29 protein-coding genes and 1 other RNA gene are annotated in these 26,973 nt (G+C 66.7%); 13 read left to right on the top strand and 17 right to left on the bottom strand.

The annotated features are described in order from the left end of the window. Positions 1–69: 69 nt before the first annotated feature. The 3 genes from ACXPWS_RS22195 to ACXPWS_RS22205 all read right to left on the bottom strand — a co-directional run bounded on the left by ACXPWS_RS22195 (position 70) and on the right by ACXPWS_RS22205 (position 1,841). Positions 70–210 (bottom strand): hypothetical protein, encoded by a 141-nt coding sequence (locus tag ACXPWS_RS22195; protein ID WP_458708717.1) that lies wholly within the window; start codon positions 208–210, stop codon positions 70–72. Positions 211–427: 217 nt separating this feature from the next. Next, positions 428–1,471, bottom strand: a complete 1,044-nt coding sequence (locus ACXPWS_RS22200; RefSeq protein ID WP_458708718.1) for a hypothetical protein — start codon at positions 1,469–1,471, stop codon at positions 428–430. Between the two features lie 169 nt (positions 1,472–1,640). Then, positions 1,641–1,841 (bottom strand): hypothetical protein, encoded by a 201-nt coding sequence (locus ACXPWS_RS22205; protein ID WP_458708719.1) that lies wholly within the window; start codon positions 1,839–1,841, stop codon positions 1,641–1,643. A 104-nt stretch (positions 1,842–1,945) separates the two neighbouring features. Here ACXPWS_RS22205 and ACXPWS_RS22210 point away from each other — a divergent pair, with 104 nt between their 5' ends. Together ACXPWS_RS22210 and ACXPWS_RS22215 are read left to right on the top strand one after the other, a co-directional pair. Beyond that, positions 1,946–2,536: a hypothetical protein gene (locus ACXPWS_RS22210; protein WP_458708720.1), complete on the top strand. Its 591-nt coding sequence runs from the start codon at positions 1,946–1,948 to the stop codon at positions 2,534–2,536. Between the two features lie 34 nt (positions 2,537–2,570). Then, on the top strand, positions 2,571–3,134 hold the full coding sequence (locus tag ACXPWS_RS22215; protein ID WP_458708721.1) for a hypothetical protein: 564 nt from the start codon (positions 2,571–2,573) through the stop codon (positions 3,132–3,134). A 12-nt stretch (positions 3,135–3,146) separates the two neighbouring features. On the opposite strand, the gene ACXPWS_RS22220 is transcribed toward ACXPWS_RS22215, so the two are convergent. Genes ACXPWS_RS22220 through ACXPWS_RS22230 form a run of 3 tightly spaced genes read right to left on the bottom strand, consistent with a single transcriptional unit; the run spans position 3,147 to position 4,618 of the window. Continuing rightward, complete coding sequence (locus ACXPWS_RS22220) at positions 3,147–3,464, bottom strand: hypothetical protein (RefSeq protein WP_458708722.1); 318 nt, start codon at positions 3,462–3,464, stop codon at positions 3,147–3,149. Between the two features lie 42 nt (positions 3,465–3,506). Next, entirely contained in the window at positions 3,507–3,986 is a 480-nt protein-coding gene (locus ACXPWS_RS22225) for a hypothetical protein (protein WP_458708723.1), read from the bottom strand. Positions 3,987–3,988: 2 nt separating this feature from the next. After that, positions 3,989–4,618: a DsbA family protein gene (locus ACXPWS_RS22230; protein ID WP_458708724.1), complete on the bottom strand. Its 630-nt coding sequence runs from the start codon at positions 4,616–4,618 to the stop codon at positions 3,989–3,991. A 111-nt stretch (positions 4,619–4,729) separates the two neighbouring features. Here ACXPWS_RS22230 and ACXPWS_RS22235 point away from each other — a divergent pair, with 111 nt between their 5' ends. Beyond that, complete coding sequence (locus tag ACXPWS_RS22235) at positions 4,730–5,062, top strand: hypothetical protein (protein ID WP_458708725.1); 333 nt, start codon at positions 4,730–4,732, stop codon at positions 5,060–5,062. 30 nt (positions 5,063–5,092) lie between these two features. Here the strand turns inward: ACXPWS_RS22235 and ACXPWS_RS22240 are convergent, their stop codons facing one another. Further along, positions 5,093–7,942 (bottom strand): MMPL/RND family transporter, encoded by a 2,850-nt coding sequence (locus ACXPWS_RS22240; protein WP_458708726.1) that lies wholly within the window; start codon positions 7,940–7,942, stop codon positions 5,093–5,095. 242 nt (positions 7,943–8,184) lie between these two features. Here ACXPWS_RS22240 and ACXPWS_RS22245 point away from each other — a divergent pair, with 242 nt between their 5' ends. The 3 genes from ACXPWS_RS22245 to ACXPWS_RS22255 are packed head-to-tail and all read left to right on the top strand — an operon-like array spanning position 8,185 to position 9,810. After that, positions 8,185–8,613 (top strand): MarR family winged helix-turn-helix transcriptional regulator, encoded by a 429-nt coding sequence (locus ACXPWS_RS22245; protein WP_458713651.1) that lies wholly within the window; start codon positions 8,185–8,187, stop codon positions 8,611–8,613. 36 nt (positions 8,614–8,649) lie between these two features. Beyond that, positions 8,650–9,012, top strand: coding sequence for a nuclear transport factor 2 family protein (locus ACXPWS_RS22250; protein WP_458708727.1), 363 nt, complete (start codon positions 8,650–8,652; stop codon positions 9,010–9,012). A gap of 57 nt (positions 9,013–9,069) precedes the next feature. Next, positions 9,070–9,810 (top strand): SDR family NAD(P)-dependent oxidoreductase, encoded by a 741-nt coding sequence (locus ACXPWS_RS22255; protein WP_458708728.1) that lies wholly within the window; start codon positions 9,070–9,072, stop codon positions 9,808–9,810. Here the strand turns inward: ACXPWS_RS22255 and ACXPWS_RS22260 are convergent. From ACXPWS_RS22260 to ilvD, 4 genes are all read right to left on the bottom strand, one after another. Continuing rightward, positions 9,801–10,097, bottom strand: coding sequence for a hypothetical protein (locus tag ACXPWS_RS22260; RefSeq protein ID WP_458708729.1), 297 nt, complete (start codon positions 10,095–10,097; stop codon positions 9,801–9,803). The genes ACXPWS_RS22255 and ACXPWS_RS22260 overlap by 10 nt on opposite strands. Next, on the bottom strand, positions 10,004–11,497 hold the full coding sequence (locus ACXPWS_RS22265; RefSeq protein WP_458708730.1) for an alpha-glucosidase: 1,494 nt from the start codon (positions 11,495–11,497) through the stop codon (positions 10,004–10,006). Before ACXPWS_RS22265 ends, ACXPWS_RS22260 begins: the two co-directional genes overlap by 94 nt. Further along, positions 11,494–12,498: a glycosyltransferase family 4 protein gene (locus ACXPWS_RS22270; protein ID WP_458708731.1), complete on the bottom strand. Its 1,005-nt coding sequence runs from the start codon at positions 12,496–12,498 to the stop codon at positions 11,494–11,496. The genes ACXPWS_RS22265 and ACXPWS_RS22270 overlap by 4 nt, the downstream gene beginning before the upstream one ends. A gap of 153 nt (positions 12,499–12,651) precedes the next feature. Further along, entirely contained in the window at positions 12,652–14,490 is a 1,839-nt protein-coding gene (ilvD, locus tag ACXPWS_RS22275) for a dihydroxy-acid dehydratase (protein WP_458708732.1), read from the bottom strand. A 76-nt stretch (positions 14,491–14,566) separates the two neighbouring features. Here ilvD and ACXPWS_RS22280 point away from each other — a divergent pair, with 76 nt between their 5' ends. Then, on the top strand, positions 14,567–15,364 hold the full coding sequence (locus ACXPWS_RS22280) for a helix-turn-helix transcriptional regulator (protein WP_458708733.1): 798 nt from the start codon (positions 14,567–14,569) through the stop codon (positions 15,362–15,364). Between the two features lie 70 nt (positions 15,365–15,434). On the opposite strand, the gene ACXPWS_RS22285 is transcribed toward ACXPWS_RS22280, so the two are convergent. From ACXPWS_RS22285 to ACXPWS_RS22310, 6 genes are all read right to left on the bottom strand, one after another. Beyond that, a complete protein-coding gene (locus tag ACXPWS_RS22285) occupies positions 15,435–16,418 on the bottom strand; it encodes an NAD(P)-dependent alcohol dehydrogenase (protein ID WP_458708734.1) in 984 nt (327 codons plus the stop codon). A 58-nt stretch (positions 16,419–16,476) separates the two neighbouring features. Next, positions 16,477–17,748 (bottom strand): cytochrome P450, encoded by a 1,272-nt coding sequence (locus ACXPWS_RS22290; protein WP_458708735.1) that lies wholly within the window; start codon positions 17,746–17,748, stop codon positions 16,477–16,479. A gap of 17 nt (positions 17,749–17,765) precedes the next feature. Next, a complete protein-coding gene (locus ACXPWS_RS22295; RefSeq protein WP_458708736.1) occupies positions 17,766–19,166 on the bottom strand; it encodes an NAD(P)/FAD-dependent oxidoreductase in 1,401 nt (466 codons plus the stop codon). Then, on the bottom strand, positions 19,163–19,378 hold the full coding sequence (locus tag ACXPWS_RS22300) for a ferredoxin (protein ID WP_458708737.1): 216 nt from the start codon (positions 19,376–19,378) through the stop codon (positions 19,163–19,165). The genes ACXPWS_RS22295 and ACXPWS_RS22300 overlap by 4 nt, the downstream gene beginning before the upstream one ends. 153 nt (positions 19,379–19,531) lie before the next feature. Further along, positions 19,532–19,903: a transfer-messenger RNA gene (ssrA, locus tag ACXPWS_RS22305) on the bottom strand. Positions 19,904–20,042: 139 nt separating this feature from the next. Beyond that, positions 20,043–20,876 carry a maleylpyruvate isomerase family mycothiol-dependent enzyme gene (locus ACXPWS_RS22310; RefSeq protein WP_458708738.1) on the bottom strand — a complete coding sequence of 278 codons (834 nt, stop codon included), beginning with the start codon at positions 20,874–20,876 and terminating at the stop codon, positions 20,043–20,045. A gap of 109 nt (positions 20,877–20,985) precedes the next feature. Here ACXPWS_RS22310 and ACXPWS_RS22315 point away from each other — a divergent pair, with 109 nt between their 5' ends. From ACXPWS_RS22315 to ACXPWS_RS22340, 6 genes are all read left to right on the top strand, one after another. After that, positions 20,986–21,198: a hypothetical protein gene (locus ACXPWS_RS22315; RefSeq protein WP_458708739.1), complete on the top strand. Its 213-nt coding sequence runs from the start codon at positions 20,986–20,988 to the stop codon at positions 21,196–21,198. Positions 21,199–21,229: 31 nt separating this feature from the next. Further along, a complete protein-coding gene (locus ACXPWS_RS22320) occupies positions 21,230–23,047 on the top strand; it encodes a serine/threonine-protein kinase (protein WP_458708740.1) in 1,818 nt (605 codons plus the stop codon). A gap of 127 nt (positions 23,048–23,174) precedes the next feature. Then, positions 23,175–23,915, top strand: a complete 741-nt coding sequence (locus tag ACXPWS_RS22325; protein WP_458708741.1) for a CDP-alcohol phosphatidyltransferase family protein — start codon at positions 23,175–23,177, stop codon at positions 23,913–23,915. Continuing rightward, positions 23,912–24,520, top strand: coding sequence for a lysophospholipid acyltransferase family protein (locus tag ACXPWS_RS22330; protein WP_458708742.1), 609 nt, complete (start codon positions 23,912–23,914; stop codon positions 24,518–24,520). Before ACXPWS_RS22325 ends, ACXPWS_RS22330 begins: the two co-directional genes overlap by 4 nt. Then, positions 24,504–25,352, top strand: coding sequence for a phosphatidate cytidylyltransferase (locus tag ACXPWS_RS22335; RefSeq protein ID WP_458708743.1), 849 nt, complete (start codon positions 24,504–24,506; stop codon positions 25,350–25,352). The genes ACXPWS_RS22330 and ACXPWS_RS22335 overlap by 17 nt, the downstream gene beginning before the upstream one ends. Continuing rightward, positions 25,349–26,908, top strand: coding sequence for an ABC transporter ATP-binding protein/permease (locus ACXPWS_RS22340; RefSeq protein ID WP_458708744.1), 1,560 nt, complete (start codon positions 25,349–25,351; stop codon positions 26,906–26,908). Before ACXPWS_RS22335 ends, ACXPWS_RS22340 begins: the two co-directional genes overlap by 4 nt. The last annotated feature ends 65 nt before the right edge of the window (positions 26,909–26,973 follow it).

Genomic DNA, 26,973 nt, shown 5'->3' on the forward strand with positions numbered 1-26,973 from the left:
GACGGGTGGGTGACCACTCACCCAAGCCGCATTCGATTGCGCGATGAGCCTGTACTGCGGGGGCGTTGCTCAGGCGGCGACGACGGACGGGCTCAGCAACGAGCCCCACTCCTGTTGCGCCGCAACGTGTGCCGGGCCGGGAGTGCCGTTCTCCGCCGGTCGGCAGGCGGCCATGTCCACCAGGGCCAAGGCGATCGTCGACAACGGCACACCATGTCGGTGCGCAGCGCCGCGCAGTTCGTCGGCTGCAGCGTGCGGTGTGCGCTCAGGCGCGACCTGCTTGCATGATCTATCGGCGACTCTGGTCAAACTGGATAGGGATCACCCAGCCCGACAAAGCACGGGCTGAAGCGAGTCGAGACGCTGTTGAACGATCTCGGCGCTCTCCGCGGCCCAGCCTCCGATGAATGATTGGTCGCCGGCGGAGCTAAACCGCCCGGTCCCAATATCCCCTCAGTCCGTTACTAACCCGCTCCTCAACACTCATCTGCACATCGTCGATCGCGGCTAGCGTTTCGGCCGTCAACTCGGCTCGAATACCGCTGCGTGAGTGAGCAAACGGGACGAAGGCGCGCAGTAGGGCCGGCACGCGCAGCAGCGTCTCCCACTGCTGCTCCCAGTCGGTAGGGAAATCTCTCATCGTGAAGCTGATACGCGATGCGCTCCAGCGCAGTGGGTCCCCGGTGCCCATTTCCATCAGGCTTTCCAGGACTTCACCGAACTCTGCGCTGTCGAAACGCTTCCCGGTCGGAGATTCGAAGAACGTATCCATGAGCTCCGAGGCTGCCTGCCAGTCGTGTTTCTCGCGTTGGAATGACTCGCCACCTGTTGGGAGCTGGGCGATCAGCCATCGCGCCACAGCGCGGCAACCTGGCTGTTTTACCACCGTTCGCGGGACTATCGCATTCTCAATGCCCTTCTCGATCCAGGCCCGCGCATCCGCCGGGGTCATGTCCACCACCCTGCCGTCGCGGCTGGCCAAGTCGATCCGGGCCAGTACCGATTCCATCGACGCCGGCCACACTGCAACGTCGCTGGCCATCGACCACTTCACGTGGTCGATCAACACGCCGCACGTCAACTCCTGGCCGTCCACCAACCGCACCCCGAACATGATCTGGTCGCAGTCACCCAGCGCTTCCATCAGCCGGATCGCGCCGTAGACCTCCAGACGCGACAAACCCGCGATCCACTGGGGTACTGCGTCGGCACGCAACGTGAGCGCCTTGCGGCAACGGCTTTGAACATTCTCATCACCCACCGCAATCTCGGCGAGAAGTGCCAACACCGCCGTGTACTCCGGGACCATCTGGCTGGAGATCGCATCGATGGCGGGGTTGGGGTCGATGCGATCTTCCCTGTGCGGATACGAGAACACGTGTGGCATCAACGTTTCAACCATCACACCAACGAGTCCGAGCATCTCCGATGGATGTCCCGCATCCAACGCATTCCGCACCATCTCGACCATGCTCGGTTGCGGTGCCGGGCGCTGGGCCCTCCGTCGCGCGTCTCGGCGGGCCTGCTTGGCCTGGCGCCGCTTCCGTCCGTCGTTCATGAGCCGGAAGCTACGCCCGACTCCCGACAGCTACGACGTCGTGGCGGCCACTTGCACGTAGTTATCCACAGCAATCCGGGTGTCACCCGACCACCGGCACGCCGTCAGCGCCCCGCCCCTTGACGGCGCTGAAGTCCACACACGCCGCGTAGTCCGTCCAGTCGTGCAGATGCCGCGGCTGGCCCTGCCGCCAATAGTGCCCACAGAACACCGGGATCTGTTCGTCGTAGACGTAGTCGTGCGACACTTCGGCACCGGGCAGCGGCGGGTAGGGGGTACTCACGATCCGGGAGCAGCGGTACCAACCCCACGTCGGACCAGTTCACTCCGACGTCCCAGCCATTCGCATTACGGTCGAACCTGAACAGCGACGAACGGCGGGAGTCGATGATCCAGCGCGCACGATTGATAGCTCGCTTTACAGCAGCACTTCTGATGGTGGGGACCGCAGCTTTGCTATCAACCCGCGCGGCCGATGCCGAGCCGACTGATACGGCAACCACGACCGCGGAAGCGGCCAGCCGATTCCCGGATTTGAGCGGCTACACCCCCGTCAACCCCGACGACTATGCCCAACAGCTCACCAGCCCCGGACGACCAGACGACCGCACCGGCTATTTCTTCACCACACCCGGTGACGTGCACTGCTCCCTCGACCCGTTTCCGTTAGCGGTCTGTACCGGCAACGACCTTCCGGGCGTACAACCGGCGCAGTGCGACCCGGACCGACACCGGTTTCCGGTGAACACGATCAGCACCGATCGTGGTCTCTCCAAAACAGCGGGTCGCTCATGCAATGACACCGCGGCCAGTGACGATTCGTCACCGAACAAGGTCCTGCCGCCCTTCCACACGCTCACCGTCTACGGCGTCACCTGCGGAGTCGACGACCTGGGAACCACCGCCTGCAAAGATCCCCAAGGCCGCGGGTTCGTGCTGTCACCATCGTGGTCCGGCTGGCTAGCGAAGATCCGATAGCACGTCCCGGCTGCAAGTTGGTAAGGAGTGCACGTTGGCACGCATCACCCGGGCATCGCTCGTCGCCGCAGCATTGCTGTCAGTGGTTACTGGATCGGTGGTCGCGTGTACCACCAACTCCGGGCCAGCCAGAGACACCGGCGTAACACCAACCGATGATCGGTTCCCAGAACTGGAGAGCTATACGCCCGCCAATCCCGATGAGTACCAACGGCAAACCGAGAATCCCGGTCGCCCCACTTCACTGACTTCGTTCGGCTTCTTCACGCCGGATGGCGTCGCATGCACTTTCACGTCGCTTCCCTCGGCCGCCTGCACCAGCGCTGACCTGCCGGGCATTCCGCCGGCGCATTGTGACAAAGTCACCGGTAAGGGCTCGGTTTACACGATGAGCACCGAAAGCGGACTACGGCAATTCGGCAGCGCATTCTGCCAAGGCGGCTCGACACTCAGGCCCCGCCTGCCGCCCTTCCACAGGCTCACCGTCTACGGCGTCACGTGCGGAGTCGACGACAAGGGAACCACCGCGTGCAAAGACCCGCAAGGCCGCGGGTTCGTGCTGTCACCATCGTGGTCGGGCTGGCTGCCGAAGATCTGACGGCACAAAACCCTACGGGCACGTCTCCGTGTCAATCCGCACCACACCGAAGTTCACCTTGGTGGTGGCCGTGAACGTGGCTCCGGGCGGCGGCGTCGAGGTACACACCTGCCAGTTGCGGTCGCTGACCTGAGCCCGCCCCTTACCGGTCAGATCGGTGGAGCTGGTGTACCAGACCGCATCGTGCGTCAACGACTGGATCGCGTCCTGCGCGCCCTGCAGGTCCTTGCCGATCAGGTTGGGCATCGTCCACGACGGTTCGGCTGATGCGTGCGGACTCATCGCGATCGCCGTGCCGATCAATGCCACTGCCAGTGCAACGGTTCTCATGAGTACCTCCAGATTCGAGTAGCCGCATAGCGTCGCAACCGCTCATCTCGGATCGACGTATCGCCTCGGCTCGACCACCGTCTCGTGCGCGTGATGGGTCTCCGAATGCTCTCGCACCTCGAACACGTATCGAGTTGATTCGACAAGATCGGCTGTCGTCAGGGGAAGTTCCTCGTGCAAGTCGCCCATCCACCGGATCTCGTCGGGCTCGCCGGCCTGACGGGAGAAATTGCCGGGCCAGTTCTCCTCGAGATCCAGCAAGTAGTAGTACAGCCCAGCCTCGTGGACATCGGTCCAGGGCTCACCATCGACAACGGACGACCTGGTGTCGCGGACCAATCCCCACGCGATGTCGGACGGCGGCGCCGCGTAGACGACGCAGATCACTGGACCGTCGGTCCATGCGTGTGACACCAGGAAGACGTGGCGGCCGTCGACCTGATTCTCGGTGTCGACCCTATCCAGCAGGTTCCGCAGCACCGCCACGGCGAAGGCGCTCGGATCGTCGGTCGGCGAAGTCATGGTCAACCCGGCAACCGCGCCAACCAATCCGACTCCCCATCGAGCGGCTCCCCACCAAGAACCACGGTCGGCACGCCGGGCTCCGGAAACGTGTGCAGCACGGCGAGGTTCGACGTCGCGATCGCGTGCGGGTCGTAGCCCAGAAACACTCCGACCCGAATGAGATCGACGGCCGGACCAGGCGCTCCCACCGAGGCAGCCAACCCCGAAAGCTGCTCATTCGACAGATCCGACGAACCGCCCTCGTGCGGCTGCTGCTCGGCCGAGAAGATCCGCTGCACGAACCGCCACGTCACGTCGCTGGACTGGGACTGCCCGGCCACCACAAACGCGGCACCAATCGCACGCGAATCGTAAGTGCCTGAAGCCGAATACTTTTCGAGGAAGTCGACGAACCGCAGATTCACCCGAAGCGACCCGTCCTCGATCCGCCGGCCGATCTCGGCGCCTTGGGCCCGCACCATCTTCCCGCTGTACGGGCACAGCGGATCCACGTACAGATCGATCTGCCCTAACGCATCGGGGTCACCGATGGAGATGACATCGCCGGCCGGCGCCGCCACCGCCGCCGAGGCGACCCCCGGAAACACCATGAGCAACGCCAGGACCACACCGAGCACACGTACCTTCATGCCTCCATCATGTCCCCCACCCGGCGCACGAAGGTGAACAGGCGGTTCCCGAGTGACTGCTGTGACTTCGTCGTACAATCCCGTCAATAACCGAACGAGGAGAGCCGCCCCATGCCCCACCTGACCAAGCGAGCCCTGCTCGCCGCCGCCTTCGCCCTGGCCGCCCTCGGCACGCCCGTCGCAATGGTCACCATCAACCCCGCGACCGCCCAAGCCGCCTGCACCAGCGGTGAAGAAGAAGACCAATTCACCACCCAGTGCACGCCGTTCATGGTGCCGAACTCGCCGGATTCCCAGGGCTTCACCACCACCGCCGCCAACCCCGACATCCCGGAGATCGACGGCATCCCCTGCACCGGCAACGACAGCGGCGCCTGCATCGGCCTGTCCGAGGATCAGGTCCCCAACGTCACCCCGCACGTCACCATCAGCTCCAGCCCCTAGCGTGCTCGGCCGGGGCCGAAAGGCCCCGGCTTACCGAGTCGCGACCGGCTCGATACCCGCCGCGGCCAGCCGCCGGTCCGAATGGGCCGGCCGGATCATCTGCGGCCACCAGAACCACTTGCCCAGCAGCGCCGCGACCGCGGGCGTCATGAACGAGCGCACCACCAGCGTGTCGAACAACAATCCCAGCGCGATGGTCGTGCCCACCTGAGCCATCACCTTCAGATCGCTGAACGCGAACGACGCCATGGTCGCTGCGAACACCAGCCCCGCCGAGGTGACCACCGAACCGGTGCCCGCCATCGCGCGGACGATCCCGGTCTTGAGCCCGCCGTGCAGCTCCTCCTTGAACCGGGAGACCAGCAGCAGGTTGTAGTCAGACCCCACCGCCAGCAGCAGGATCACCGCCATCGGCAGCACCATCCAGTGCAGCTCCAGGCCAAGGATGTGCTGCCACAACAGAACTGACATGCCGAACGATGCCCCCAGGGACAGCAGGACGGTACCGACGATCACCGCCGCGGCCACCAGGCTTCGGGTGATCAGCAGCATGATCATGAAAATCAGTGAGGCCGCGGCGATTCCGGCGATCATCAGGTCGTAGTACGCCCCGTCGTGCATGTCCTTGTAGGTCGCGGCCGTTCCGGACAGGAAGATCTTCGAGCCTTCCAGCGGGGTGCCCTTGATGGCTTCCCGCGCCGCCTGCTTCACCGGCTCGACATTCGAGATGCCTTCCGGTGTGGCCGGGTCGACGTCATGGCTGATGATGAACCGCACCGACTTGCCGTCCGGCGAGACGAAGTTGCTCATCCCGCGCTTGAAGTCCTTGTTGTCGAAGGCTTCCGGCGGCAGGTAGAAGGTGTCGTCGTTCAGCGCGTCATCGAAGGCCTGCCCCATCGCGTTGGAGTCGTCCCCGGCCGCGGACTGCTGATCCTGAATCCCCTTCTGGGTCTGGTACATCGTCAGCATCTGGTTGCGCATGTTCTTCATGACCTGGATGTTCTCCGGCATGAGCGCCACCATCTGCGGCAGCAGCGTGTCCATCCGTTTCAGGTCGGGCAGCAGCTGTTGGATGTCGTCGGTCATGGTGTCGATGCCGTCCAGGGTGTCGAACACCGATCGGATGGACCAGCACGCCGGGATGTCGTAGCAGTGCGGCTCCCAGTACAGGTAGTTACGCAGGGGGCGTAGGAAATCGTCGAAATCGGCGATATGGTCCCGTAATTCGGCGATATCGATGGTCATGTCCGTGGTGCGCTGCACCATCGAGTGCATGGTCGCGGCCATCTGCTCGGTGACCGACGACATCTTCTCCATCGTCTCGACGTTGCGCTGCATATCGTCGGCCTGCTGGAGCATCTGCGCGAAGTTGTCCTGCTGGTACTTCTCGTTCATCTTCTGCGTCGCGCCCTGCTGGCCGAGCATGAACGGAATCGTGGTGTGCTCGATCGGCTTACCGTTGGGCCGGGTGATGGTCTGCACCTTGCCGATGCCGGGCACCGCAAGGATCGCCTTGGCGATCTTGTTGATCACCAGGAAGTCCGCGGAGTTGCGCAGATCGTGGTCACTTTCGACCATCAGCAGGTCGGGGTTCATCCGAGCGGCACTGAAATGCCGTTCCGCGGCTTGATATCCGACGTTGGCCGCGATATCGGTGGGCAGATATTTGCGGGCGTCGTAGTTGGTCTTATACCCGGGCAAGGTCACCAAACCGATCAGCGCCAGCGCCAGGGTGGCGATCAGCACGGGACCGGGCCAGCGCACCACGGTGACGCCCACCCGGCGCCAGCCGCGGGACCGGATGGCGCGTTTGGGCTCGAAGCGGCCGAACCGGCTGCCGATGGTGATGACCGCAGGGCCCAACGTCATCGCGGCGAGCACCGCGACGAACGTGCCGATGGCACACGGCACGCCCATGGTCTGGAAGTACGGCAGCTTGGTGAACGACAGGCACAGCATCGCGCCGGCGATCGTCAATCCCGAACCCAGCACCACATGCGCGGTGCCGTGGAACATCGTGTAGTACGCGGCCTCTTTCTCCTCGCCGGCGCCACGGGCCTCCTGATACCGCCCGATCGCGAAGATGGCGTAGTCGGTGCCCGCCGCGATCACCAGCAGCGTCAACAGGTTCACCGCGAACGTGGACAGCCCGATGATGTCGGCATTCGCCAAGAAGGCGACCACCCCGCGAGCGGCGCCCAACTCCATGAACACCATCAGCATGACCAGAATCATCGTCACGATGGACCGGTAGACGACCAGCAGCATCAGCGCGATCACGCCGAGCGTGATCATGGTGACCAGGGCGATGCTCTTGTCCCCGGCGTGGTGCTGATCGGAGATCAGCGGGGCACCGCCGGTGACGAACACCTGCAGCCCGGGCGGCGGCGGATTCTTCGCGATCAGATCGCGCACCGCGGCCACCGAGTCGTTGGCGATCGTCTCGCCCTGGTTGCCCTTCAGATACAGCTGGACGTAGGCGGCCCTGCCGTCTTCGCTCTGCGCGCCCGCCGCGGTCAGCGGGTCACCCCAAAAGTCGGCCACATGCTCGACGTGGGCGGGGTCGGCCCGGAACTTCGCGATCAGGTTGTCGTAATAGTGGTGCGCGTCGGCGCCGAGCGGCTGATCGCTTTCTAGCACGATCATCGCGTTACTATCGGAATCGAACTCCTTGAAGTTCGAGCCGATGCGTTTCATCGAGATCATCGCCGGCGCGTCTTTGGAGCTCAGCCCGACGGTGTGGGCCTCGCCCACCTTTTCCAGGGACGGCACGAACACGTTGGTGGCGACGTTGAGCAGCACCCAGCCGATGACCAGCGGTACCGCCATCACGCGGATGAAGTGAGCGATCTTGGATCGCCCTGTAGTGGTGGCCGCCATCGACTGCCCCTCCGATCAGGCCCGCATCGCCCCTCGTGAGCTTGTCGGCGTTACAACTGCACTATCGCGCGTAATATACCTAGCCCGTCAAACCTTTGCATGTCAAACGCGCTTTCGCGCGTCGACCGCCGGACCGTATCGCTACCGCCATACTGGCGTCTGTGACACCGAGAAAAGTACGGGACACGTCACCCAAGCAGGAGTGGCTGACGGCCAAGCAGCAGCGCGCCTGGGTCGCCTACATGCGGGTGCAGCTGCGGATGAACTACGAGATGAACCGCCAGCTGCAGGCCGACTCGAATCTGTCGCTGTCCGAGTACGACGTGCTGGTGGCGCTCAGCGGCGCGACGAACGAGGGCATGCGGGTCAGCGACCTGGCGGCGCAGATCGGCTGGGAACGCAGCCGGCTGTCACATCAATTGCGCCGCATGGAGGAACGCGGCCTGACCGAACGCCGGCCCAGCACCGCGGACGGCCGCACCACCAATGTCCTGCTCACCGCGAGCGGCCGGGACGCCATCGAGGCGGCCGCCCCCGGACACGTCGACCTGGTGCGCAGCCTGTTCTTCGATCCGCTGCCGGACAACCTGCTCGCGCCGTTCACCGCGGCGCTGGAGCATATTCACGTCAACCTCGATCACAACAGCTCGCTGCCACCCGCACCAAGCTAGTATCGGTGATCTATCACCTAATTAAGGAGCAGCCACGTGAGTGATGTCATCACCGCACTGATGGAGGCCAATCTGCTGGCCGTGTTCGACGAACGCGACCCGCAACGCCGGGCCGAGGCGATCGCCACCACCTATGCCGCGGACGTGCAATGGATCGACGACGAAGGCATCGCCACCGGTCATGACGAACTGAACGCCAAGGCCGCCGACGTGCAGGGAAAGCTGCCGGGCCTACATTTCGTCAAGGCCGGCCCGGTACGCCAGACCCGCGGGCTGGGATTTCTGGCCTGGGAGGTACGCACACCAGAGGATGTCACCGTGGCGTCGGGGTTCGACGTCGCCGAGATCGTCGACGACCGGATCGCCAGGATGTGGACGGTGCTCAACGCCCCGGAATAGGTGATGTTTCACCTTTGTTGTAGCGGGCGGACTGCACTACACGAAAGGAACCCGATCATGGGACAACTGGACGGCAAGACGGCATTGGTCACCGGCGGCACCTCGGGCATCGGCCTGGCCACCGCGCAGCGGCTCGCCGATGAAGGCGCGTATGTCTTCATCACCGGACGCGACCGCACCCGCCTGGACGAGGCCGCCGCGAAGATCGGCGCCCACGGCATCCAGAGCGATATCAGCAAGCCCGAGGAACTCGACACCCTGGCCGCCGCGATCGCCGAACACGGCAACGGACTCGACGTCGTCTTCGCCAACGCCGGCGGCGGCGACTTCGCCACCCTCGCCGACGTGACACCCCAGCACTACCGGGACAACTTCGACCGCAACGTCGCCGGCACGGTCTTCACCGTGCAGAAGACGCTCCCGCTGCTCAACGAAGGCGCCTCGATCATCCTGGCCGGGTCCACCGCCGCATCCGAAGGTGTCCCCGCGTTCGGGCTGTACGCGGCCTCGAAGGCGGCCATCCGGTCCCTCGGGCGTACCTGGGCCGCCGAACTGGCCGAACGCAACATCCGGGTCAACACCATCGTTCCCGGCCCGATCGAGACACCCGGACTCACCGGGCTGGCCCCCGCCGACCAGAAACAGGACCTGTTGGACGGCATGGCCGCCCAGGTGCCGATGAAGCGGCTCGGCCGGCCCGAGGAGATCGCCTCGGCGGTGCTGTTCCTGGCCTCGGATCAGAGCAGCTTCATGACCGGTGCCGAGCTACCGGTCGACGGTGGGCAGATTCAGCTCTGATCGCGTTCGGGAGCAGACTCGACGAGGTTGGGATGTTCGTGCAGCGAGTAGATCCGTGCATCCCATCCCGCGAGTTCGAGTGACGTCGATACGACGGTGGCCGCGGCAGTCGATCCGCTGCCGAGCACCAACTCCGCCGACATCCATTCCAATCCGATGTCGACCGTCCGCGCAGCGCGGCCGCAATTGGCGATCACCAGCAGCTTTCGGCCCGGAATCGCTCGGGTGTAGGCCCAGATCTGTGGGTCGTCTGCCATCGTCGGGGTGAAGTCACCATCTGCCAGCACCGACAGCTCGTGCCGGAGCCGGATGAGCGCGCGATAGTGGGCCAGTACCGATCCCTTGCTGCCGCTTGGGCTTCGACATTGAGCCAGCCGTGGTTGGGGTTGACCGGTAGCCACGGTGTGCCGGAGCCGAAGCCGGCGTGCGGTCCGGCGTCCCATTGCATGGGGGTGCGGGCGTTGTCGCGGCTCATCTTCGCCAGCCCGGCCAGGGCAGCACTAGGGTCGGCACTGTGCTCGTGGAAGTAGTTCACGGATTCGACATCGGCGTACTCCTGCGGAAAGCGGAACGGGTAGTTCGTCATTCCGATCTCTTCGCCCTGGTAGATGAACGGGGTGCCCCGCATCCCGTGCAGCACGGTGGCCAGCGCCTTCGCCGACGCGCCCCAGTGCTCCGGGTGGTGGTCGCCGAACCGGCTGACAACCCGTGGCTGGTCATGGTTGTTCCAGTACAGGCTGTTCCAGCCGGTGTCGGCCAACGCGGCCTGCCAACGGTGCATGACGTTCTTCAGGGCGACCAGGTTCAGGCCGATACCGTCGAACTTGTCGGCCGGGTCGTGGTCGACCGCCATGTGCTCGAACTGGAAGACCATATCCAGCTCACCACGCGCCGGGTCGGTGTAAAGCCGCGCCTCATCGGTTGTCACGCCGGGCATCTCGCCGATGGTGAGGAACTCCCCGGCGCGGCCACCAAACACTCTCCCATTGAGCTCGGCAAGGTAGGTGTGCACATCTCCCCCGGCAACGAAACGCTGATGCGGTAGCGCGATATCGGGTAACCCGTCAGCCTTGGAGATGAAGTTGATGACGTCCAACCGGAATCCGTCGACACCGCGGTCCAGCCACCACTCCATGATGTCCTGCACCGCTTTTCGCACCTGCGGATTCGCCCAGTTGAGGTCGGGTTGTTTGCGGTCGAACAGATGCAGGTAGTACTGGCCGGTGGGTTCGTCCCACTGCCAAGCCGGCCCGGAGAAAAAGGACTCCCAGTTGTTGGGCACGCCACCGTCGCGGGCACCCCGCCAGATGTACCAGTCCCGCTTGGGATTTACGCGAGACGAGCGGGACTCGATGAACCAGGGGTGCTCGTCGGAGGTGTGGTTGACCACCAGATCCATCACCAGCTTCATCCCGAGGGCATGCACCTTGGTGATGAGTACGTCGATGTCGGCGAGGGTGCCGAACACCGGGTCGACATCGCGGTAGTCGCTGACGTCGTAGCCGTTGTCGGCCTGCGGTGACCGGTAGATCGGTGACAGCCAGAGGACGTCGACGCCGAGTTCGTGCAGATGATCAAGCCGTTCGATGATGCCGCCCAGGTCGCCGACACCGTCTTCGTTGGAATCGGCGAAGCTGCGTGGATAGATCTGATAGACGACTGCGGTTTTCCACCACCCCGCGGTCACGCCCAGTCACCGATGACATCGCGGTAGACGTCGACGTACTTGTCGACCATCGCCGACACCGAGAACCGGGCTGCGGTGCGCTCGGCGATGCCGGCACGGTCGAGCCCACCGGCCGCGTCGACGGCCGCCACGGCGGCATCGGCGTCGTCGGCGAGATAGCCGGTGACGCCGTGCGCGATCAACTCCCCCATCGAGCCCCTGGCGTGGGCGATCACCGGTGTGCCGCAGGCCATGGACTCGACGACGCTGTAGCCGAACGGCTCGTCGAAGTCGATCAGGTGCAGCAGTGCGTGTGCGCCACCGAGTACCTCGGCACGCCGGCCGGCATCGATGGCGCCGAGGTATCGCACCCGGTCGCCGTCGATGTGTGGTGCGACCGCGTCCCGAAAATAGTTCTCGTCCTGGATGATTCCGGCGATATCAAGTCGTCGCCCGCAACGGCGGGCCACCTCGATGGCATGCGCGGTGCCTTTGTCCGGGTGGATCCGGCCGAAGAACAACAGGTGCTCGCCCGGGCTCGGGTGGACCGCGAACTGATCGATATCGATGCCGTGGTGCACGGTGGCGGCGTAATGCAGGCCCGGATGCCGATCGGCGTCGCTAATCGACACGTACGCAGTGGTGCGGTCGTAGCGTTCGTAAACGGGCACGATCTTCTTCGAGGAGAACCCGTGGATTGTGGTCACGACCGGAGTGCCGACCAGGTCGCTGTAGGTGAGCGGCAGGAAGTCGAATCCGTTGTGGATGATGTCGAAATCGGCGGCGCGTTCGAATACCGACGCGATGTGCAGGCACTCGGCGACCTTGGCGTCGATGGTGATGTCCTCGGACCAACCGGTCGGGGCCGTCGCGTGCAGGCGGGCGGTACTGATCGAGTCGGCGGTGGCGAACAGCGTCACCTGATGGCCTGCGGCGACAAGTCCCTCGGTGAGCAGGGACGCGAACTGTTCCCAAGGCCCGTAGTGCCGCGGCGGTGTCCGCCACGCGATCGGCGCCAGCACGGCGACACGAATCGGATTGTGGGCCAGGGCGCGTTCGGATGAGGTGATGACCTCAGCCTACGCCGCCCACCCTTTCGCAATTGTGCGGTTTGAGCGGGCAGCTACGGCGCGTCGTCAACGACACCGCACAAACGCGGCAGGCCGCGGCCCCGATCAAATGCTGTCCGGGATCTCCCGCACCGCGCCCCGGTCCGCGGACGTCGCCAACAACGCGTAGGCCCGCAATGCCACCGACACAGGACGATCCCTGTTGCGCGGGCGGTACTCGCCGATGTCGGCGCGCCGCCGCGCCAACTCGTCCTCGGAAACGTCGAGAGTGATGGCGCGCGAAGGAATGTCGATGACGATGCGGTCACCATCGCGGACCAGCGCGATGGGGCCGCCGGCCGCAGCTTCGGGTGACACATGCCCGATCGACAATCCGGAGGTGCCGCCGGAGAACCGCCCATCGGTGATCAGTGCGCACACCTTGCCCAGCCCACGTCCCTTCAAAAACGATGTCGGATAGAGCATTTCCTGCATTCCCGGCCCACCGCGCGGCCCTTCGTAACGGACCACCAGCACATCCCCCGCGGTGACCCTGCCCCCGAGGATGGCGTCGACCGCTTCTTCCTGTGATTCGACCACCACGGCCGGACCCGCGAAGGTCAACGCACCGGGGTCGACGCCCGCGGTCTTGACCACACCACCGTTGGGCGCGAGGTTACCGGTCAGGACGGCCAATCCGCCGTCGGGCGAATAGGCATGGGCCACATCGCGAATGCAGCCGTGCGCGGCATCCACATCGAGGCTCTCCCACCTCTCGGACTGGGAGAACGCCGTGGCACTGCGACGCCCACCCGGTGCGGCGTGGAACAGTTCGACCGCGTCATCGCACGGACCGATACCTCGGACATCCCAGGCATCCAACCAATCGTGCAGGGTGTCGGCGTGCACGGCATGCACCTCTTTGGCCAACAGCCCGCCGCGGTGCAGCTCACCGAGGATGGCCGGGATGCCGCCGGCCCGGTGCACGTCCTCCATCAGATACGCCCCGTTGGGCGCCACCTTGCACAGGCACGGGATGCGCCGGGAGATCTCGTCGATATCGGCGAGGGTGAAGTCCAGTTCGGCCTCGTGCGCGGCGGCCATCAAGTGCAGCACGGTATTGGTCGATCCGCCCATCGCCACATCCATCGCCATGGCGTTCTCGAACGCCGCCCGCGAGGCGATGGACCGCGGCAGCACCGAGGTGTCGCCGTGCCCGTAATACCGGGTGGTGAGGTCGATGACGGCGGCACCGGCCCGCTGGTACAGGGCGCGCCGGGCGGTGTGGGTGGCCAGCACCGAGCCGTTTCCGGGCAGCGCCAAGCCCAGCGCCTCGACCAGGCAGTTCATCGAGTTGGCGGTGAACATGCCCGAGCACGATCCGCACGTCGGGCAGGCCGCCTCCTCGATCCGCGCCAGATCCTCGTCCGAGATGGACGGGTCGGCGGCGCCGGCCATCGGGTCTATCAGGTGCAGGCCGGTGCGCACCCGGCCGTCGACCAGCGTGGCGCGCCCACCCTCCATCGGGCCGCCGGACACGAACACCGTCGGCACGTCGAGCCGCAGCGCCGCCATCAGCATGCCCGGAGTGATCTTGTCGCAGTTGGAGATACACACCAGCGCGTCGGCTTTGTGTGCCTCGACCATGTACTCCACCGAGTCGGCGATCAGATCCCGCGACGGCAGCGAATACAGCATGCCGCTGTGCCCCATGGCGATTCCGTCATCGACGGCAATGGTGTTGAACTCCCGCGGGATGCCACCGGCCTGCGCAATGGCTTCGGAGACGATCCGCCCGACGGGCTGCAGGTGCGTGTGCCCGGGCACGAATTCGGTGAAGCTGTTGGCCACGGCCACGATGGGCTTGCCGAAGTCCTCACGGGCGACGCCGGCGGCACGCAACAGCGCCCGGGCGCCGGCCATGTTGCGGCCATGGGTGACGGTGCGGGAACGCAGCGGGATCATCCCTCTACTGTCGGCTCCGGGGCGCACGCTGGGAAGACGCCGTCACTACTAGTACTGGCAGTACTAGTCTTGGGCTGTGCCCACCGAGGAGGACCGTCGCGCCGAACTGGGCGCCTTCCTGCGCTCGAGCCGTGAGCGACTGGTCCGCGCCGACTTCGGGCTGCCGCCCGCCGGACGGGGCCGCACCGTCGGGCTACGCCGCGAGGAGGTGTCCTACCTGTCCGGGGTCAGCGTCACCTGGTACACCTGGCTCGAACAAGGCCGCGACATCAACCCGTCGCGCCAGGTGCTCGACGCAGTCAGCCGCACGCTGCGCCTGGGCGTGCCCGAGCACCGCTACGTCCTGAGCCTGGCCGGTTTCGCGCCGCTGCCCGCGGCCGCCGCCAATGCAGTCACGACGGTGCCCGCGCACGTGCAGCGCTTCCTGGACGCGATCGGCGACAACCCGGCCTACGCGCTCACCCCGGAGTGGGGCATCGCCGGCTGGAATGCCGCCTACCAGCGCCTGTACCCCAACGTCGCGACCACACCGCCCACCGAACGCAACCTGCTCTGGGTGGTGTTCACCGACCCCGCCGTCCGCACGTTGCTCGACGACTGGCAGGTCACCAGCCAACGCTTCCTGGCCGAGTTCCGCGCTGAAAGCGCTTCGCGCCTGGGCGATCCCACCCTGCTGGAGCTGGTGGCGCGACTGTCGGAGGCCAGCCCGGAATTCCGCGCCGGGTGGGAACGCCACGACATCGGCGGGTTCGAATCACGAGAGCGGGTGTTCCACCACCCCGAATTCGGCACGGTCCGCTACGAACACCATCAGCTGCGGCCCTCGGATCAGCCGGAGTTCCAGATCGTGGTGTACACGCCGTCGGACGCCTGACGGTTCCGCATTTGTGCGTCCCGCGCGGGCCGGCGCGGTGAGTCGCGGATGAAATCGCACAATTGCGGGCTCAGTCGTTCGGGGTGATGACGGCGCGGCCGTGAATCTTGCCGTCATGCAGCAGCTGGTACGCACGCGCGGCATCGTCCAGGGCGAAATGCTCGACCACCATTCGGACCTTTCCGGACCGGGCCAGGTCGATGACCTCGATGAGCTCGGGAATGCTGCCCCAGAACGGTGACGCAACGGCGCATTCGTGCGGCGGGCTGGAGAAGTTGACCGGTATCGCGGCACTGCCGACCCCGACGACGGTGAGGTGCCCGAGCACCCGGGCCACCCTGGCCGCCATCGCCAGCGTCGGCTGGACACCCACGAAGTCCAGCACGAGTTCGGCGCCCAGCCCCCTGGTGATGTCCTTGATTCGTGTCACCGCCTCGTCACCGGAGATGAGCGTGACGTCGGCGCCCATCGTCGCGGCGATCTGCAGTTTGTCCGCGGAGGTATCCACCGCGACAACGGTTGTCGCGGCCGCCAAGGCCTTGAGCACCTGAATCGCCATCTGGCCCAGGCCGCCCGCCCCGATCACCACCGCCGTCGACCCCGGGCCCAGCAGGTGGATCGAACGCTTCACCGCGTGATAACTGGTCAGACCGGCGTCGCTCAACGGCGCGGCCTCGCGCGGATCCAAGTCGCCCAGCGGGATCAGATAGCGGGTGGATGGGACGAGCAGGTACTCGGCCATCCCACCGTCGATGCCACCCAGCCCGCCGGGATTCGGTTTGCCCGGCATCTGGCAGTAGTTCTCCATGCCCTGTCGGCAGTTCATGCACAGGCCACAACCCCACGGGCCGTACACGACAATCGGATCGCCGTACTCGAAACCCGTTGCGCCGGAGCCCATCTTCTCAACCCATCCGGCGTTCTCATGACCCAGGGTGAAAGGCAGCGTGAAGCCTCGGGTGCCTGCCTGCAGCTCCAGCAGATGCAGGTCGGAGTGACACGCGCCGGCGCCACCCACCTTGATCAGCACCTCCCCCGGCCCGGGTTCGGGCACTGGGACATCCCGGAGTTGGCCGGGTTGTTGCCAGTCGACGAACTGAAAGGCCTTCACCTCAGACGATCCGGTCGAACGCGACCTCAAGGTGTCGTGGCCCGCGGAACACCTGGCTCTGCCGATACGGCGGCGGATCGACGACCGGACGAGGATTCTCGACGCGGCGCAGGAAATTCTCGACAGCCAGGTTGACCTCCAGGCGCGCCAGCGGTCCGCCCATGCATGTGTGAATCCCACTGCCCCAGCCGAAATGCTGGTTGTTGCGCCGCTCGGGATCGAACTTGTTCGGCTCCGGGAACATCGCCGGATCACGGTTGGCCGCGCCGTACATCAGGTGCACCACCGACCCGGCCGGGATGACGGTTCCGCCGACCTCGATATCCGCGGTCGCGCTGCGGCTCGGAAAGAACTGCACGGCCGACTGCAACCGTTGCACCTCCTCGATGGCCCGCGGAATCAGCTCCGGCCGTGCCCGCAGCAGATCGAGGGACTCTGGATTGCGCAGCAGCGTCAGCACACAATGCGCGATGGTGTTCACGGTCGAGTCGTGGCCGGCGATCAGTAGCAGGACCGCGTTGGACGCGGCCTCTTCCGGTGACATCGGTCCGTCGGGCCCGCCATCGTTGACCAGCTTCGACAGCAGGCCCTCACCGGGTTCCCGAAGGTAGCCCTGGATCAGGTCGGCCAGGTACGCGGAGAGTTCGGCCGTGCTCTGCTGACCTTTCGCCGCACGCGCCTTCCCCTCCTCGGTGGCGGCCTCGGGCCCCAGGTCAAGGCCGGCCATGAAGTCGAAGATCCAGGCGTGGAACGTCGGCTCGTCCTTCAGCGGGATGCCGAGCAGCTGACAGATCACGGCCACCGGCACGGGGTAGGCGTAGTCATCGACGACATCGAAAGTGTTGGCACCTTTGGCCTTCACGGTGTCGAGCAGTTCATTGCAGAGCCGCTGGATATCGGGCTCCATCTTCGGGATGACGTCAGGTGAGTGGGGTGGCCCGAAGTGCCGCATCACCTGACGCCGTGCTCGGTCGTGATCGGGCGGGTCGGACAGGATGATGGTCTTCGCCCGGCCGTAGGCTGCGATGTCGTCGGCCCCCGGCGACGGCGCGGCCCCCGCGGCTCGCGCGGCGCCCAACGGGCTGCGGTCGATGTCGGAGCTGACCCTGGGATCGTGCGCCAGCGTCATGAGTTCGCGATAGCCGGTGACGACGTAGGTGCGGTCGGCCACCTTCACGACGGGCGTTTCGCGTAGTTGGTCGAAGAACTCGTAAGGGTCGTGGCGATTCTCGAATCTCATCGCCTCCGCCCAGGCATGTTCGGCTGTGGTCATGACGATTCCGTTCTGGCTCAGCGATTCTTGGGGCGGAATTCGGCGCCCCGTGAGGTCGGGTCGTGGCCGGTGAGGACCACATCCGGGATTCCGGTGGGCTCGCGGGGATCCGGGAATCGGGCCGGCATCGGCGCGGCGTCGCCCGGCACGTCGTAACCCGGTGGCGGGGGCGGGAACGGAGCCGAGCGTTCGATCATGTCGGCGTAGTACTGCAACCACTTGCCATGGTTGAAGGTCAGCGCGCCGACGATGCGGCCGTTCTTGCCGAACGCGGCGGCGAACCGCAGATCCTCGGGTGAGCCTTGGGTGAAGACGATTTCGTCACCGAAGGAGCACACGCCGACACCCTTGATGTTCACCCCGAACTGGCCCGACCAGAACTGTGGCAGTGGCAGGTGCGGGCGTCGCTCCCGCTCCAGATGGACCATGTTGTGGGCGGCGGTCTGCGCCCCCGACACCGCGGCATCGACGTGTTCGATCGCCATGAACTGGTACTCGTAGAGCACGTGAGGCGCTCGGGCGACGTCGCCGGCGACGAAGATGTTGTCGGTCACCACCCCGTTGATGTCGAACGCCCGGCACCCGGCATCGCACGCCACGCCCCAGAATCCGGCGGCGAGTTCGGCGCCTTCCAGCCATTCGATGTTGCGCACCGAGCCCAGCGAGGCGACTACCACGTCGACGTCGAGCAGGGTCCCGTCGGACAGCTGTGCCTGCCGGACGTGGCCGTCGGCGTCGCCCTTCAGCGCTTGCACCGCGACCCCGGTGCGCAGGTCGACGCCGGCGTCGCGCTGCATCTTGGTGGCGATCTCGCCGATGACCCCACCGAGGGGCCCGACCAGAGGTGCACTTGAGCGTTCGGCCACCGTGACCTCCAAGCCGAGATCGCGACATACCGAGGCGATCTCCGAGCCGATGAATCCAGCACCGACAATCAGCACCCGCCCAGGGCGGGCCTTCAGCGCAGCCTGCAATTCGGCGGCGTCGTCACAGGTGCGCAGGGTGTAGAGCCCCTTGAGCTTCGCCTCCTCGGGGTTGAACCAGGCCCGGGACCGGACGCCGGTGGCAATCAGCAATCGGTCGTAAGGCACTTTGTCGCCGTTGGCCAGCAATACTTCCCGGTTGTCGCGATCAAGTCCGGTGGCCGCAACACCCAATCGCCAGTCGGCGTCGACCGCGCGCAGTCGCGGCAGCTTGGTGTTGGTTGCGGGGACCCAGCCTTTGAGGACCTGCTTGGACAGCGGCGGTCGATCGTAAGGTTCATGGGGTTCGTCGCCGATGATCGTCAACGAGCCGGTGAAGCCCTCGTCGCGCAACGCTTCTGCGGCCCGCAGTCCCGTCAGGGATGCGCCGACGATGACGATCCGCCCGGTCGTCTTGAAGCTGTCGACCAGGTCGGCGATCAGCGATGCGGTCACGTCGTCGTCCGATCCAACGGCGGATCCATCTCGGCGATGATCGCCTGCACGGGGCACGACGCGACCGCCCTGGCCACGCGCTGACGTTGCGAGGCATCGGGATTCGGGTCATAAAGCAGGGCTTCCTCGCCGCTGAGCTGCAGCACCTCCGGGGCGAGCGGGACGCACTGCGCGTACCCGAGACAGCGGTTCAAGTCCACGACGATGCGCATGGTTTTCGGCTCCTTGTCAACCGAGCGCCGAGGGCTGGTCGGCGCAGCTCCGAAACTGAGCAGTGGCGCTGACAGTACGGTAAATAATCCCGCCCAGGGTGGCATCCAACAACGAGATCGGGCCAGGACTTTCGTCCTGGCCCGATCTGTGTTCGGTGGAGCTGCCGGGAATCGAACCCGGGTCCTACGGCATTCCCTCAAGACTTCTCCGTGCGCAGTCCGCTATGCCTCTACTTGGATCTCTCGGTCACGCAGACAAGCCGAGATGACGATCCCAGTCGCTGTTTGATGTCCCTACGGGTTCCGCGACCGAACCCGTAGGTGGTTCCCTCTAGCTGATGCCAGGGTCCGGGCCGAGGGCGCTCCCGGTCTGACAGACACGCAGTCGCTACTTAGGCAGCGAGGGCGTAGTCGCGCTGATTGGAATCGGCGCTTAATTGGTTGCAACGACGCTTACGGTGGTCTCTTGCCTGCACCGGCACGCTTCCCTTGATTCGATGCGCGAAGTCGAAACCGTTCAGCCCCTCGCACCCCTGCCGAACTTCAGCAGGACCTCCCATCATACCCGGGCGGCCGACAAGCTCCACCGATTAACGACCGTGGGGTTTATGCACGCCGAACGCCCGGGCAGCGTGCACAGAGCCCACAGTGGCGCAGACCCCGCTCAGATGACGAACGCCAGGTTCTCCACGATGCGCTGGCCCACCTCGGCGTCCCCGTCGTACTGCACACCGCCCTCGCGCGCAGCCGTCAGCGGCCGGCCACCGCAGCGCCGGGTGAATTGCAGCCCGTCCATCCGGATCACCGTCGTCGGCTCCCCGTCGAAGGCCGGCACCACGGCGGCCCGCTCGTCGACGGCCACCCGAATCTCCCGGGCCATCGGACCGGTGAGCTCGAACAGCACCCGCGAGTCCCTCGGCGCCCCGCCCTGCTTTCCGACCACCCGGGCCATGCCGGCCACCATCTCGTCGACCGCCATGGCCGCGCCCGGTCGGGACAGGTCGTCGTCGGTGGACGGCCGGGAAAGGCCCTCCCGGATGTCCTGCTCGTGCATCCAGCAGTCGAAGGTCCGCACTCGCATGAACCTGCCGTAGGTCTCCAGTCCCACCACCGTCGGCATCACGGCGTTCCATTCCTCGATCGACATGGCGGTCAGCTCCTCGCGCCGCTGCCCGATCACCTCGCCGAACCGGGCGAACAGCGCATCGGGTGTCAACGCCCCGAGATGCTGCACCCAGGCCTCGTTGAGCTCGCCGACCTGGTTGCGCACGTGTGTGCAGGCGGCCAGGTCAGCCGGCGGCGCGGACTCCCCTCGCAGAATCAGTTCGGTGCCCAGCACGTGGGCGACGACGTCGCGCACCCGCCAGGCCGGCAGCGGAACGGGTTTCTTCCAGCGCGCGCCGGGCAGTCCATCCAGCAGGCGTTCGACATCGTCCCAGACCCCGAAAAGGGCGGACAGCACATCGGTTTTGGGTAACACGGTGACGGCGCGGCTCACGGGCGCTGACGCTACGGCGCACAGCCCGCGCGCGGACGGGAATGCGCCCCAAGAATGCGCCAAGTACCGCCGCGCACGCTGTCCGCACAGCCCCACGAAAGGACCCGCAATGAACATCATCAAGCAAGCAGTCCTGGCCACCGGCCTCGCCGTCGCGAGCCTGGCCATCGCGTCCGGCACCGCACAGGCGTTCAACCCACAGCCCGATCCACCAGGGCGTACCGCCCACGTGACCCCGGCAGAGAGCCACGGATTCAACCCGCAGCCAGAGCCGCCGGTCCGCCCCGTCACCAAGGTGAACACCCAGGCCGATCTGCACTGATCCCGGGCCCACACTGGTCTATCTTGAACCCGTGGAGGGGACGCCTTTCGGCCGCTACCAGCTGATCGAACTGCTGGGCCGCGGCGGGATGGGCGAAGTGTGGCGGGCCTACGACACCGAGATCGACCGAACCGTCGCGCTGAAAATGCTGCTGCCACACTTCGCCCGGGACCCCGACTACGAGAAACGTTTTCGCCGCGAAGCCCGCGCCGCGGCCCGGTTGGACGACCCGCACGTCGTGCCCATCCACGACGTCGGCGAGATCGACGGCCGCCTCTACGTCACCATGCGGCTGATCAACGGCGTCGATCTGCAGACCCTGATCAACAACGGCCCGATGGAACCCAAACGCGCGGTGTTCATCATCGGGCAGATCGCCGCGGCGCTGCACGTCGCCCATCAGGCCGGCCTGGTGCACCGCGATGTGAAACCCTCCAATATCCTGTTGGCGGACAACGACTTTGCCTATCTCATCGACTTCGGTATCGCCCGCGCCACCACCGACACCGCGCTGACGTCCGCCAACACCACCATCGGCACCTGGGCCTACATGGCGCCCGAACGCTTCCGCACCGGCGAGAGCGGGCCCAGCTCAGACATCTACGCGCTGACATGCGTGCTCTACCAATGCCTCACCGGCGACCTGCCGTTCCCCGGCGACACCCTGGAACAGGTCGCGGTGAGCCACATGGTGATGCCGCCGCCGCGGCCGTCGCACGACCACGCCACCGTGCCGGCCGCGATGGATCAGGTGATCGCCACCGGCCTGGCCAAACAACCCACCGACCGCTTCCCGACCACCGTGGACCTGGCCGGCGCCGCCCAGCGCGCGCTGACCCATCCCGCCGACGCACCCACCCAGGCCTGGCAGCCCATGCCACCTTCACCGCCACCACCGCAGAGGAAACGCACCGCACTGATCGCCACCGCCGTCGCGGCGGTCATCCTGCTCGTCGCCGGCGGGGTGGTCGCCGCCGTGGCGCTGCGCACCGAGACCGCCCCGACTGCCGCACCGAGTGCGCCCACCACGTCGACAGCGCCGCAACCGCCGCCGTTCACCGGCGTCTACCAGGCCGTGTTCAGCGCACCCACCTTGATCGACGGCGGGCCGCTGGAGGACGCCAGACCGTCGACGGCCATGTGGGCGGTCCGCTCGGCGTGCCGGCCCGACGGCTGCGTGGCCATCGCGGAACGCCAAAGCGGCGACGGCGGTCCCCCGACGGCCCGACTCGAATTCGACCAGATCGACGGGAACTGGGTGGCCGTCGCGCTGGCCGCGGAGAACTGCCACGACGTCGCCGACGAGATCTGGTACGTCTTCACGCTGCGAGAACGTCCCGACGGCAGGCTCACCGGTGACTACACCGGCGCCGCGGGCAATTCCTGCTCCGGCCGGTCCACCATCACCTTCAACCGCACCACCGACGTCGACCCGCAGACCCTGCCCGACCCGGCCGAGCTGCCGCCCCGGGTGGTCTCCCCCGCCGAGGCGCTGCGCGGCAGCTACCGCAGCACCCGAACCTTCCGCAACGGCCTCGCCCCCATCCAGGGCGACTACACCGTCAAAACCGACTGCCTGCGCACCGGCGACCGGTGCATGAGCTACTTCCACAAGCCCGAGGATTTCCGGCCGCTGCTCTTCGCCGGCGGCACCTGGTCACTCAACAGCCAATCCGAGGGCAGATGCGACGGCAAGATCATCACGATCACCGCCACCGGTCAGTACCCGATGCCCCAACCCCAGCAGAACCCCATCAATCTGCTACTGGGACACGGCGATTGGGAAGAGTCGCAGCCGTGTGCAATGAAGACCGGCTTCGATGAGACGTTCACCCGCACCGGGGACTGATATCACCGGCGATATCCCTTTCGCGGATCGACTGCACGTTCTCATTGCGTGACAAGAATCCCCCAAGCACGTGGCCGCAACCTATTCGTGACCAGGCGAGAACGCCTCGACACGAAAGGAGCCAGCCATGAACCAGCATGTGCCCACCCCACAGCGACGCCGCATGGCCGGCCTCTACGCGCTGAAGCCGTGGTTCACCGCCCGCCTCACCCCCATCGTCAACACCGCCGTCGCCCACCGCATCTCGCCTGACCTGTTCACCGCCGCCGGTGTGCTCGCCGCCGGGGCGGCCGGAGCCTTCATCGCCTACGGCTGGTGGCATCTGGCCGCACTGTTCCTGGTGCTGCGCCTGGCCGGCGCCAACCTCGACGGAGCGGTCGCCCGCGCCCGCGGCGTCAGCCGCCCGTGGGGTTTCGTGGTCAACGAGATCGGTGACCGCACCGCGGATCTGCTCACCTTCGGCGGGCTCGCGGTCTGGGCCGCCCGGCAGAACGGTCCCGGGATGCACTGGCTGTCCTGGACGGTGCTGCAGGTGGTGCTGGCCGCGCTCGCCGCATCACTGCCCACCTTCGCCGCCCTGGCCGCTGCCGGAGCCGGCGCCACCCGCATCAACGGTGGGCCGCTCGGAAAAACCGAGCGGTGCGTGTTCACCGTGCTGGCCACCGCGTTCCCCGCCCTGATGCCGATCCTGCTGGCCCAGCTGGTCAACGGCTCCTTGATCACCACTGCCCTGCGACTGCGCAGCGCGCACCGCGAGATCAAGGCACTGCCTCTCGAAGAAGAGGATCTGATCACGGTGCCCATGCCCCGCCCGCGGATCGTGGTCTCCAACGTCGCGACCCGGCCGATGCGGGCGGTGGCGGCATGAGCGCCGGGTTCCTGCGGCACTGGCTGTGGCGCACGGTGTGCGGCGCGTCGGGCGGCCTGACCGTCACCGGCCGCTGGCAGGTCACCGGCGGCGCCGTGATCGTCGCCAACCACTCGTCGCACGCCGACACTGCGGTGCTACTGGCCGCCCTGCCGCCGACCGCGAAGGTGAAATTCGGAGCGGCCGCCGACTACTGGTTCGACGTCCCGGTGCGCCGGATGATCGCCACCTCGCTGATCGGGGTGCTGCCGCTGCGCCGCTGCGGCAACGGCAGTTACGCCGCCCTGCTGGAGGCCGCCGGCCCGCTGCTGCGGGCCGGGCACACCATCGTCATCTACCCCGAAGGCACCCGCTCCACCGATGGCAGCATCGCCGAATTCCGTTCCGGTGCACTGCGGCTGGCCCATGACTGCGGTGTACCGATCGTCCCGGTCGCGCTGCTGGGCACCGCCGACGTGCTGCCCAAGGGCGGCGCTTTCGCCCCCGGCTCGCCGATGCAGGTTCGCCTCGGGGACCCTATCGACCCCCGCCGCACCACCACCGCACAACTGCGCGACGAAGTCGTGGCGCTGCACTCGGGGGGTCGCCATGCCCTCGCTTCTTGACACCGTGCACTTCGACCGCGGCCCCTGGTTCTTGCCGATCCTGACCGTCACGCTGCTGGCCGTCGCCGGGATCGCCGTGCTGGTGTCACGTAAAGCCGAATTGATCCGCAAGTGGCGCACTTGGATGCTGATCGCCCCCGCCGTCGGCATCCCGACGGTGCTGGGTCCGGCCACCACCGCCGCGTTCGCCGCGGCGCTGGCCGTGGTGGCCGTCATCGAATACGCCCGGCTGGTCCGGCTCGGCCGCGCCGACACCGTCGTCCTGGCGGCCCTGGCGGTCGGCTATCCGCTGGCCGCCTGGTTGCGACCCTCACTGCTCGGCCTCACGCCGCTTCTGGTACTGGTGTGCGCGGTACCGTCGGTGTTCGCCGGCGATATCGAAAATGGCTCGCGGCGAACCGCTTTCACCGCCTTCGGGTCGGTGTGGATCTGCTGGTCGCTGGCACATCTGGTGCTGGTGTGGCCGGACGCCTTCCTGGTGTGCCTGGCCGTCGCCGCCACCGACGTCGCCGCCTGGTGCGGAGGAAAGGGCTTGGGCCGGATGGCCTGGGCGCGACGGCCGATCTCGCCGCTGAGCCCGAACAAGACGCTCGGCGGTGTGGTCGGCGCCATCCTCGGCGCCACCGCGGTGCTGTTCCTGCTCGGTACCGTCTCGGTCGGACTGGTGCTGGCCGTCTCCCTCGGCGGCCTCTGCGGCGATCTGCTCGAATCGATGCTCAAGCGCCAGGCGCAGGTCAAAGACGCCGGTGACTGGCTGCCCGGTTTCGGCGGGCTGCTCGACCGCATCGATTCCCTGCTGCTGGCCCTCCCGCTGGTGTACGTGCTGACATGACACTGCAATTGACCGACGTCAGCCTCGATACCCGTCTGGACCGGGTGTCCTTCTCGGCCCGGCCGGGCACGCTCACCGCGGTCATCGGCCCGTCGGGTGCGGGCAAGTCCACCCTGGCCGGCGTGCTGGCCGGCGCCGCTCGCCCCGACTCGGGCACCTTACGGTTCGACGGCTCGATCGGCATGGTCCCGCAGGACGATGTTCTGCACGGAAAGCTCACCGTCACACAGTCTTTGCGCTATGCGGCCGACCTGCGCGGCGCGGATCGCCAGGTCATCGACGGCGTGCTCGCCGAGTTGGAGCTCACCGCGCACGCCGGCACCCGGATCGACAAACTGTCCGGCGGGCAACGCAAACGGGTCTCGGTCGCCATGGAGCTGCTGACCCATCCGTCGATGTTGATCCTCGACGAGCCGACCACCGGGCTGGACCCCGCGCTGGACCGTCAGGTGATGACCCTGCTGCGCACCCTCGCCGACGCCGGCCGGATCGTCGTCGTGGTGACCCACTCGCTGGCCTTCCTCGACGTGTGCGATCAGGTGCTGCTGCTGGCCCCCGGCGGCAAGACCGCCTACTGCGGCACCCCGCGGGACCTCGGGCCGGCCATGGGCAGCACCGACTGGGCCGAGATATTCGCCGGGCTGTGCGCGGATCCCGCGGCGGCGCAACGTCACTACCTGGATCGATGCTGGGCGGCCAGCACCGAGCCGCTGCGCTTGGTCGCACCGCCACCGCGCTGCGACCGGACTGCCGGTAAGCGTCGGCAGTTCGGCACCGTCGCGCGCCGCCAGGTCCGGCTGCTGATCGCCGACCGCGGCTACCTCGCCTTCCTGGCGGTGTTGCCGCTGCTTGTCGGGATCCTGCCGTTGACGGTGGCCGGGCACGCCGGGTTCCTCGCCGCGGCGGCGTCGGCGCCGTTCGAGGCCAAGCAGGTGATCGCGCTGACGAATTTCGCCGCCATCCTGATGGGCGCCACCCTGACCGCGCGCGACCTGACCGGTGAGCGCGCCCTGTTCCGCCGCGAGCAGGCGGCCGGACTGTCGGCCGGCGCCTATCTGCTCGGCAAGATCGCGGTGTTCGGTGCGGTCGCCATCGCCCAATCGGTGCTGCTGGTACTCATCGTGAGCATCGGCAAACCGGTGCCGGCCGGCGCGGCGGCCCTGGGCAGTCCGGTACTCGAGCTCGCCGTCGGCGTGGCCGCGACGGGGCTGGTGGCCGCGATCCTCGGGCTGGCCATCTCGGCGCTGGCCCGCACCGCTGACCAGGTGATGCCGCTGCTGGCGGTGACGCTGACCGCCCAACTGGTGCTGGCCGGCGGATTCATCCCGGTGACCGGGCGGCCGGCACTGTCGGCGATCGCCGCGGTGACCCCGGCCCGCTGGGGCTTTTCGGCGACGGCCTCGACCGCGGATCTGAGCAATCTGGTCCTCGGGATCGCCCGCGACGGGCACTGGGAGCACACCGCGGGCGCGTGGCTGTTCGACATGGGCATGCTCACGGTGCTGGCAATCGGGTTCGCCGGCGTCACACGGTGGCGGCTGCGTCGCGCTCACTAGCCGCGAGCGTGCACGGAATGCCGGCCCGCGCGGCGTGTCGGTGTGCAGACCCGCACGCTCGCGGC

It is taken from the genome of Mycobacterium sp. BMJ-28 (assembly GCF_054404835.1).

Bases quoted from the DNA above. Each gene is read 5' to 3' on its own strand.
- ACXPWS_RS22210 (WP_458708720.1), top strand. From the start codon at position 1,946: ATGATCCAGCGCGCACGATTGATAGCTCGCTTTACAGCAGCACTTCTG.
- ACXPWS_RS22240 (WP_458708726.1), bottom strand. From the start codon at position 7,942: ATGGCGGCCACCACTACAGGGCGATCCAAGATCGCTCACTTCATCCGC.
- ACXPWS_RS22330 (WP_458708742.1), top strand. From the start codon at position 23,912: ATGAGCGCCGGGTTCCTGCGGCACTGGCTGTGGCGCACGGTGTGCGGC.
- ACXPWS_RS22200 (WP_458708718.1), bottom strand. From the start codon at position 1,471: ATGGTCGAGATGGTGCGGAATGCGTTGGATGCGGGACATCCATCGGAG.
- ACXPWS_RS22335 (WP_458708743.1), top strand. From the start codon at position 24,504: ATGCCCTCGCTTCTTGACACCGTGCACTTCGACCGCGGCCCCTGGTTC.
- ACXPWS_RS22315 (WP_458708739.1), top strand. From the start codon at position 20,986: ATGAACATCATCAAGCAAGCAGTCCTGGCCACCGGCCTCGCCGTCGCG.
- ACXPWS_RS22255 (WP_458708728.1), top strand. From the start codon at position 9,070: ATGGGACAACTGGACGGCAAGACGGCATTGGTCACCGGCGGCACCTCG.
- ACXPWS_RS22220 (WP_458708722.1), bottom strand. From the start codon at position 3,464: ATGAGAACCGTTGCACTGGCAGTGGCATTGATCGGCACGGCGATCGCG.
- ACXPWS_RS22325 (WP_458708741.1), top strand. From the start codon at position 23,175: ATGAACCAGCATGTGCCCACCCCACAGCGACGCCGCATGGCCGGCCTC.
- ACXPWS_RS22290 (WP_458708735.1), bottom strand. From the start codon at position 17,748: ATGACCACAGCCGAACATGCCTGGGCGGAGGCGATGAGATTCGAGAAT.
- ACXPWS_RS22245 (WP_458713651.1), top strand. From the start codon at position 8,185: ATGCGGGTGCAGCTGCGGATGAACTACGAGATGAACCGCCAGCTGCAG.
- ACXPWS_RS22235 (WP_458708725.1), top strand. From the start codon at position 4,730: ATGCCCCACCTGACCAAGCGAGCCCTGCTCGCCGCCGCCTTCGCCCTG.
- ilvD (WP_458708732.1), bottom strand. From the start codon at position 14,490: ATGATCCCGCTGCGTTCCCGCACCGTCACCCATGGCCGCAACATGGCC.
- ACXPWS_RS22340 (WP_458708744.1), top strand. From the start codon at position 25,349: ATGACACTGCAATTGACCGACGTCAGCCTCGATACCCGTCTGGACCGG.
- ACXPWS_RS22230 (WP_458708724.1), bottom strand. From the start codon at position 4,618: ATGAAGGTACGTGTGCTCGGTGTGGTCCTGGCGTTGCTCATGGTGTTT.
- ACXPWS_RS22225 (WP_458708723.1), bottom strand. From the start codon at position 3,986: ATGACTTCGCCGACCGACGATCCGAGCGCCTTCGCCGTGGCGGTGCTG.
- ACXPWS_RS22300 (WP_458708737.1), bottom strand. From the start codon at position 19,378: ATGCGCATCGTCGTGGACTTGAACCGCTGTCTCGGGTACGCGCAGTGC.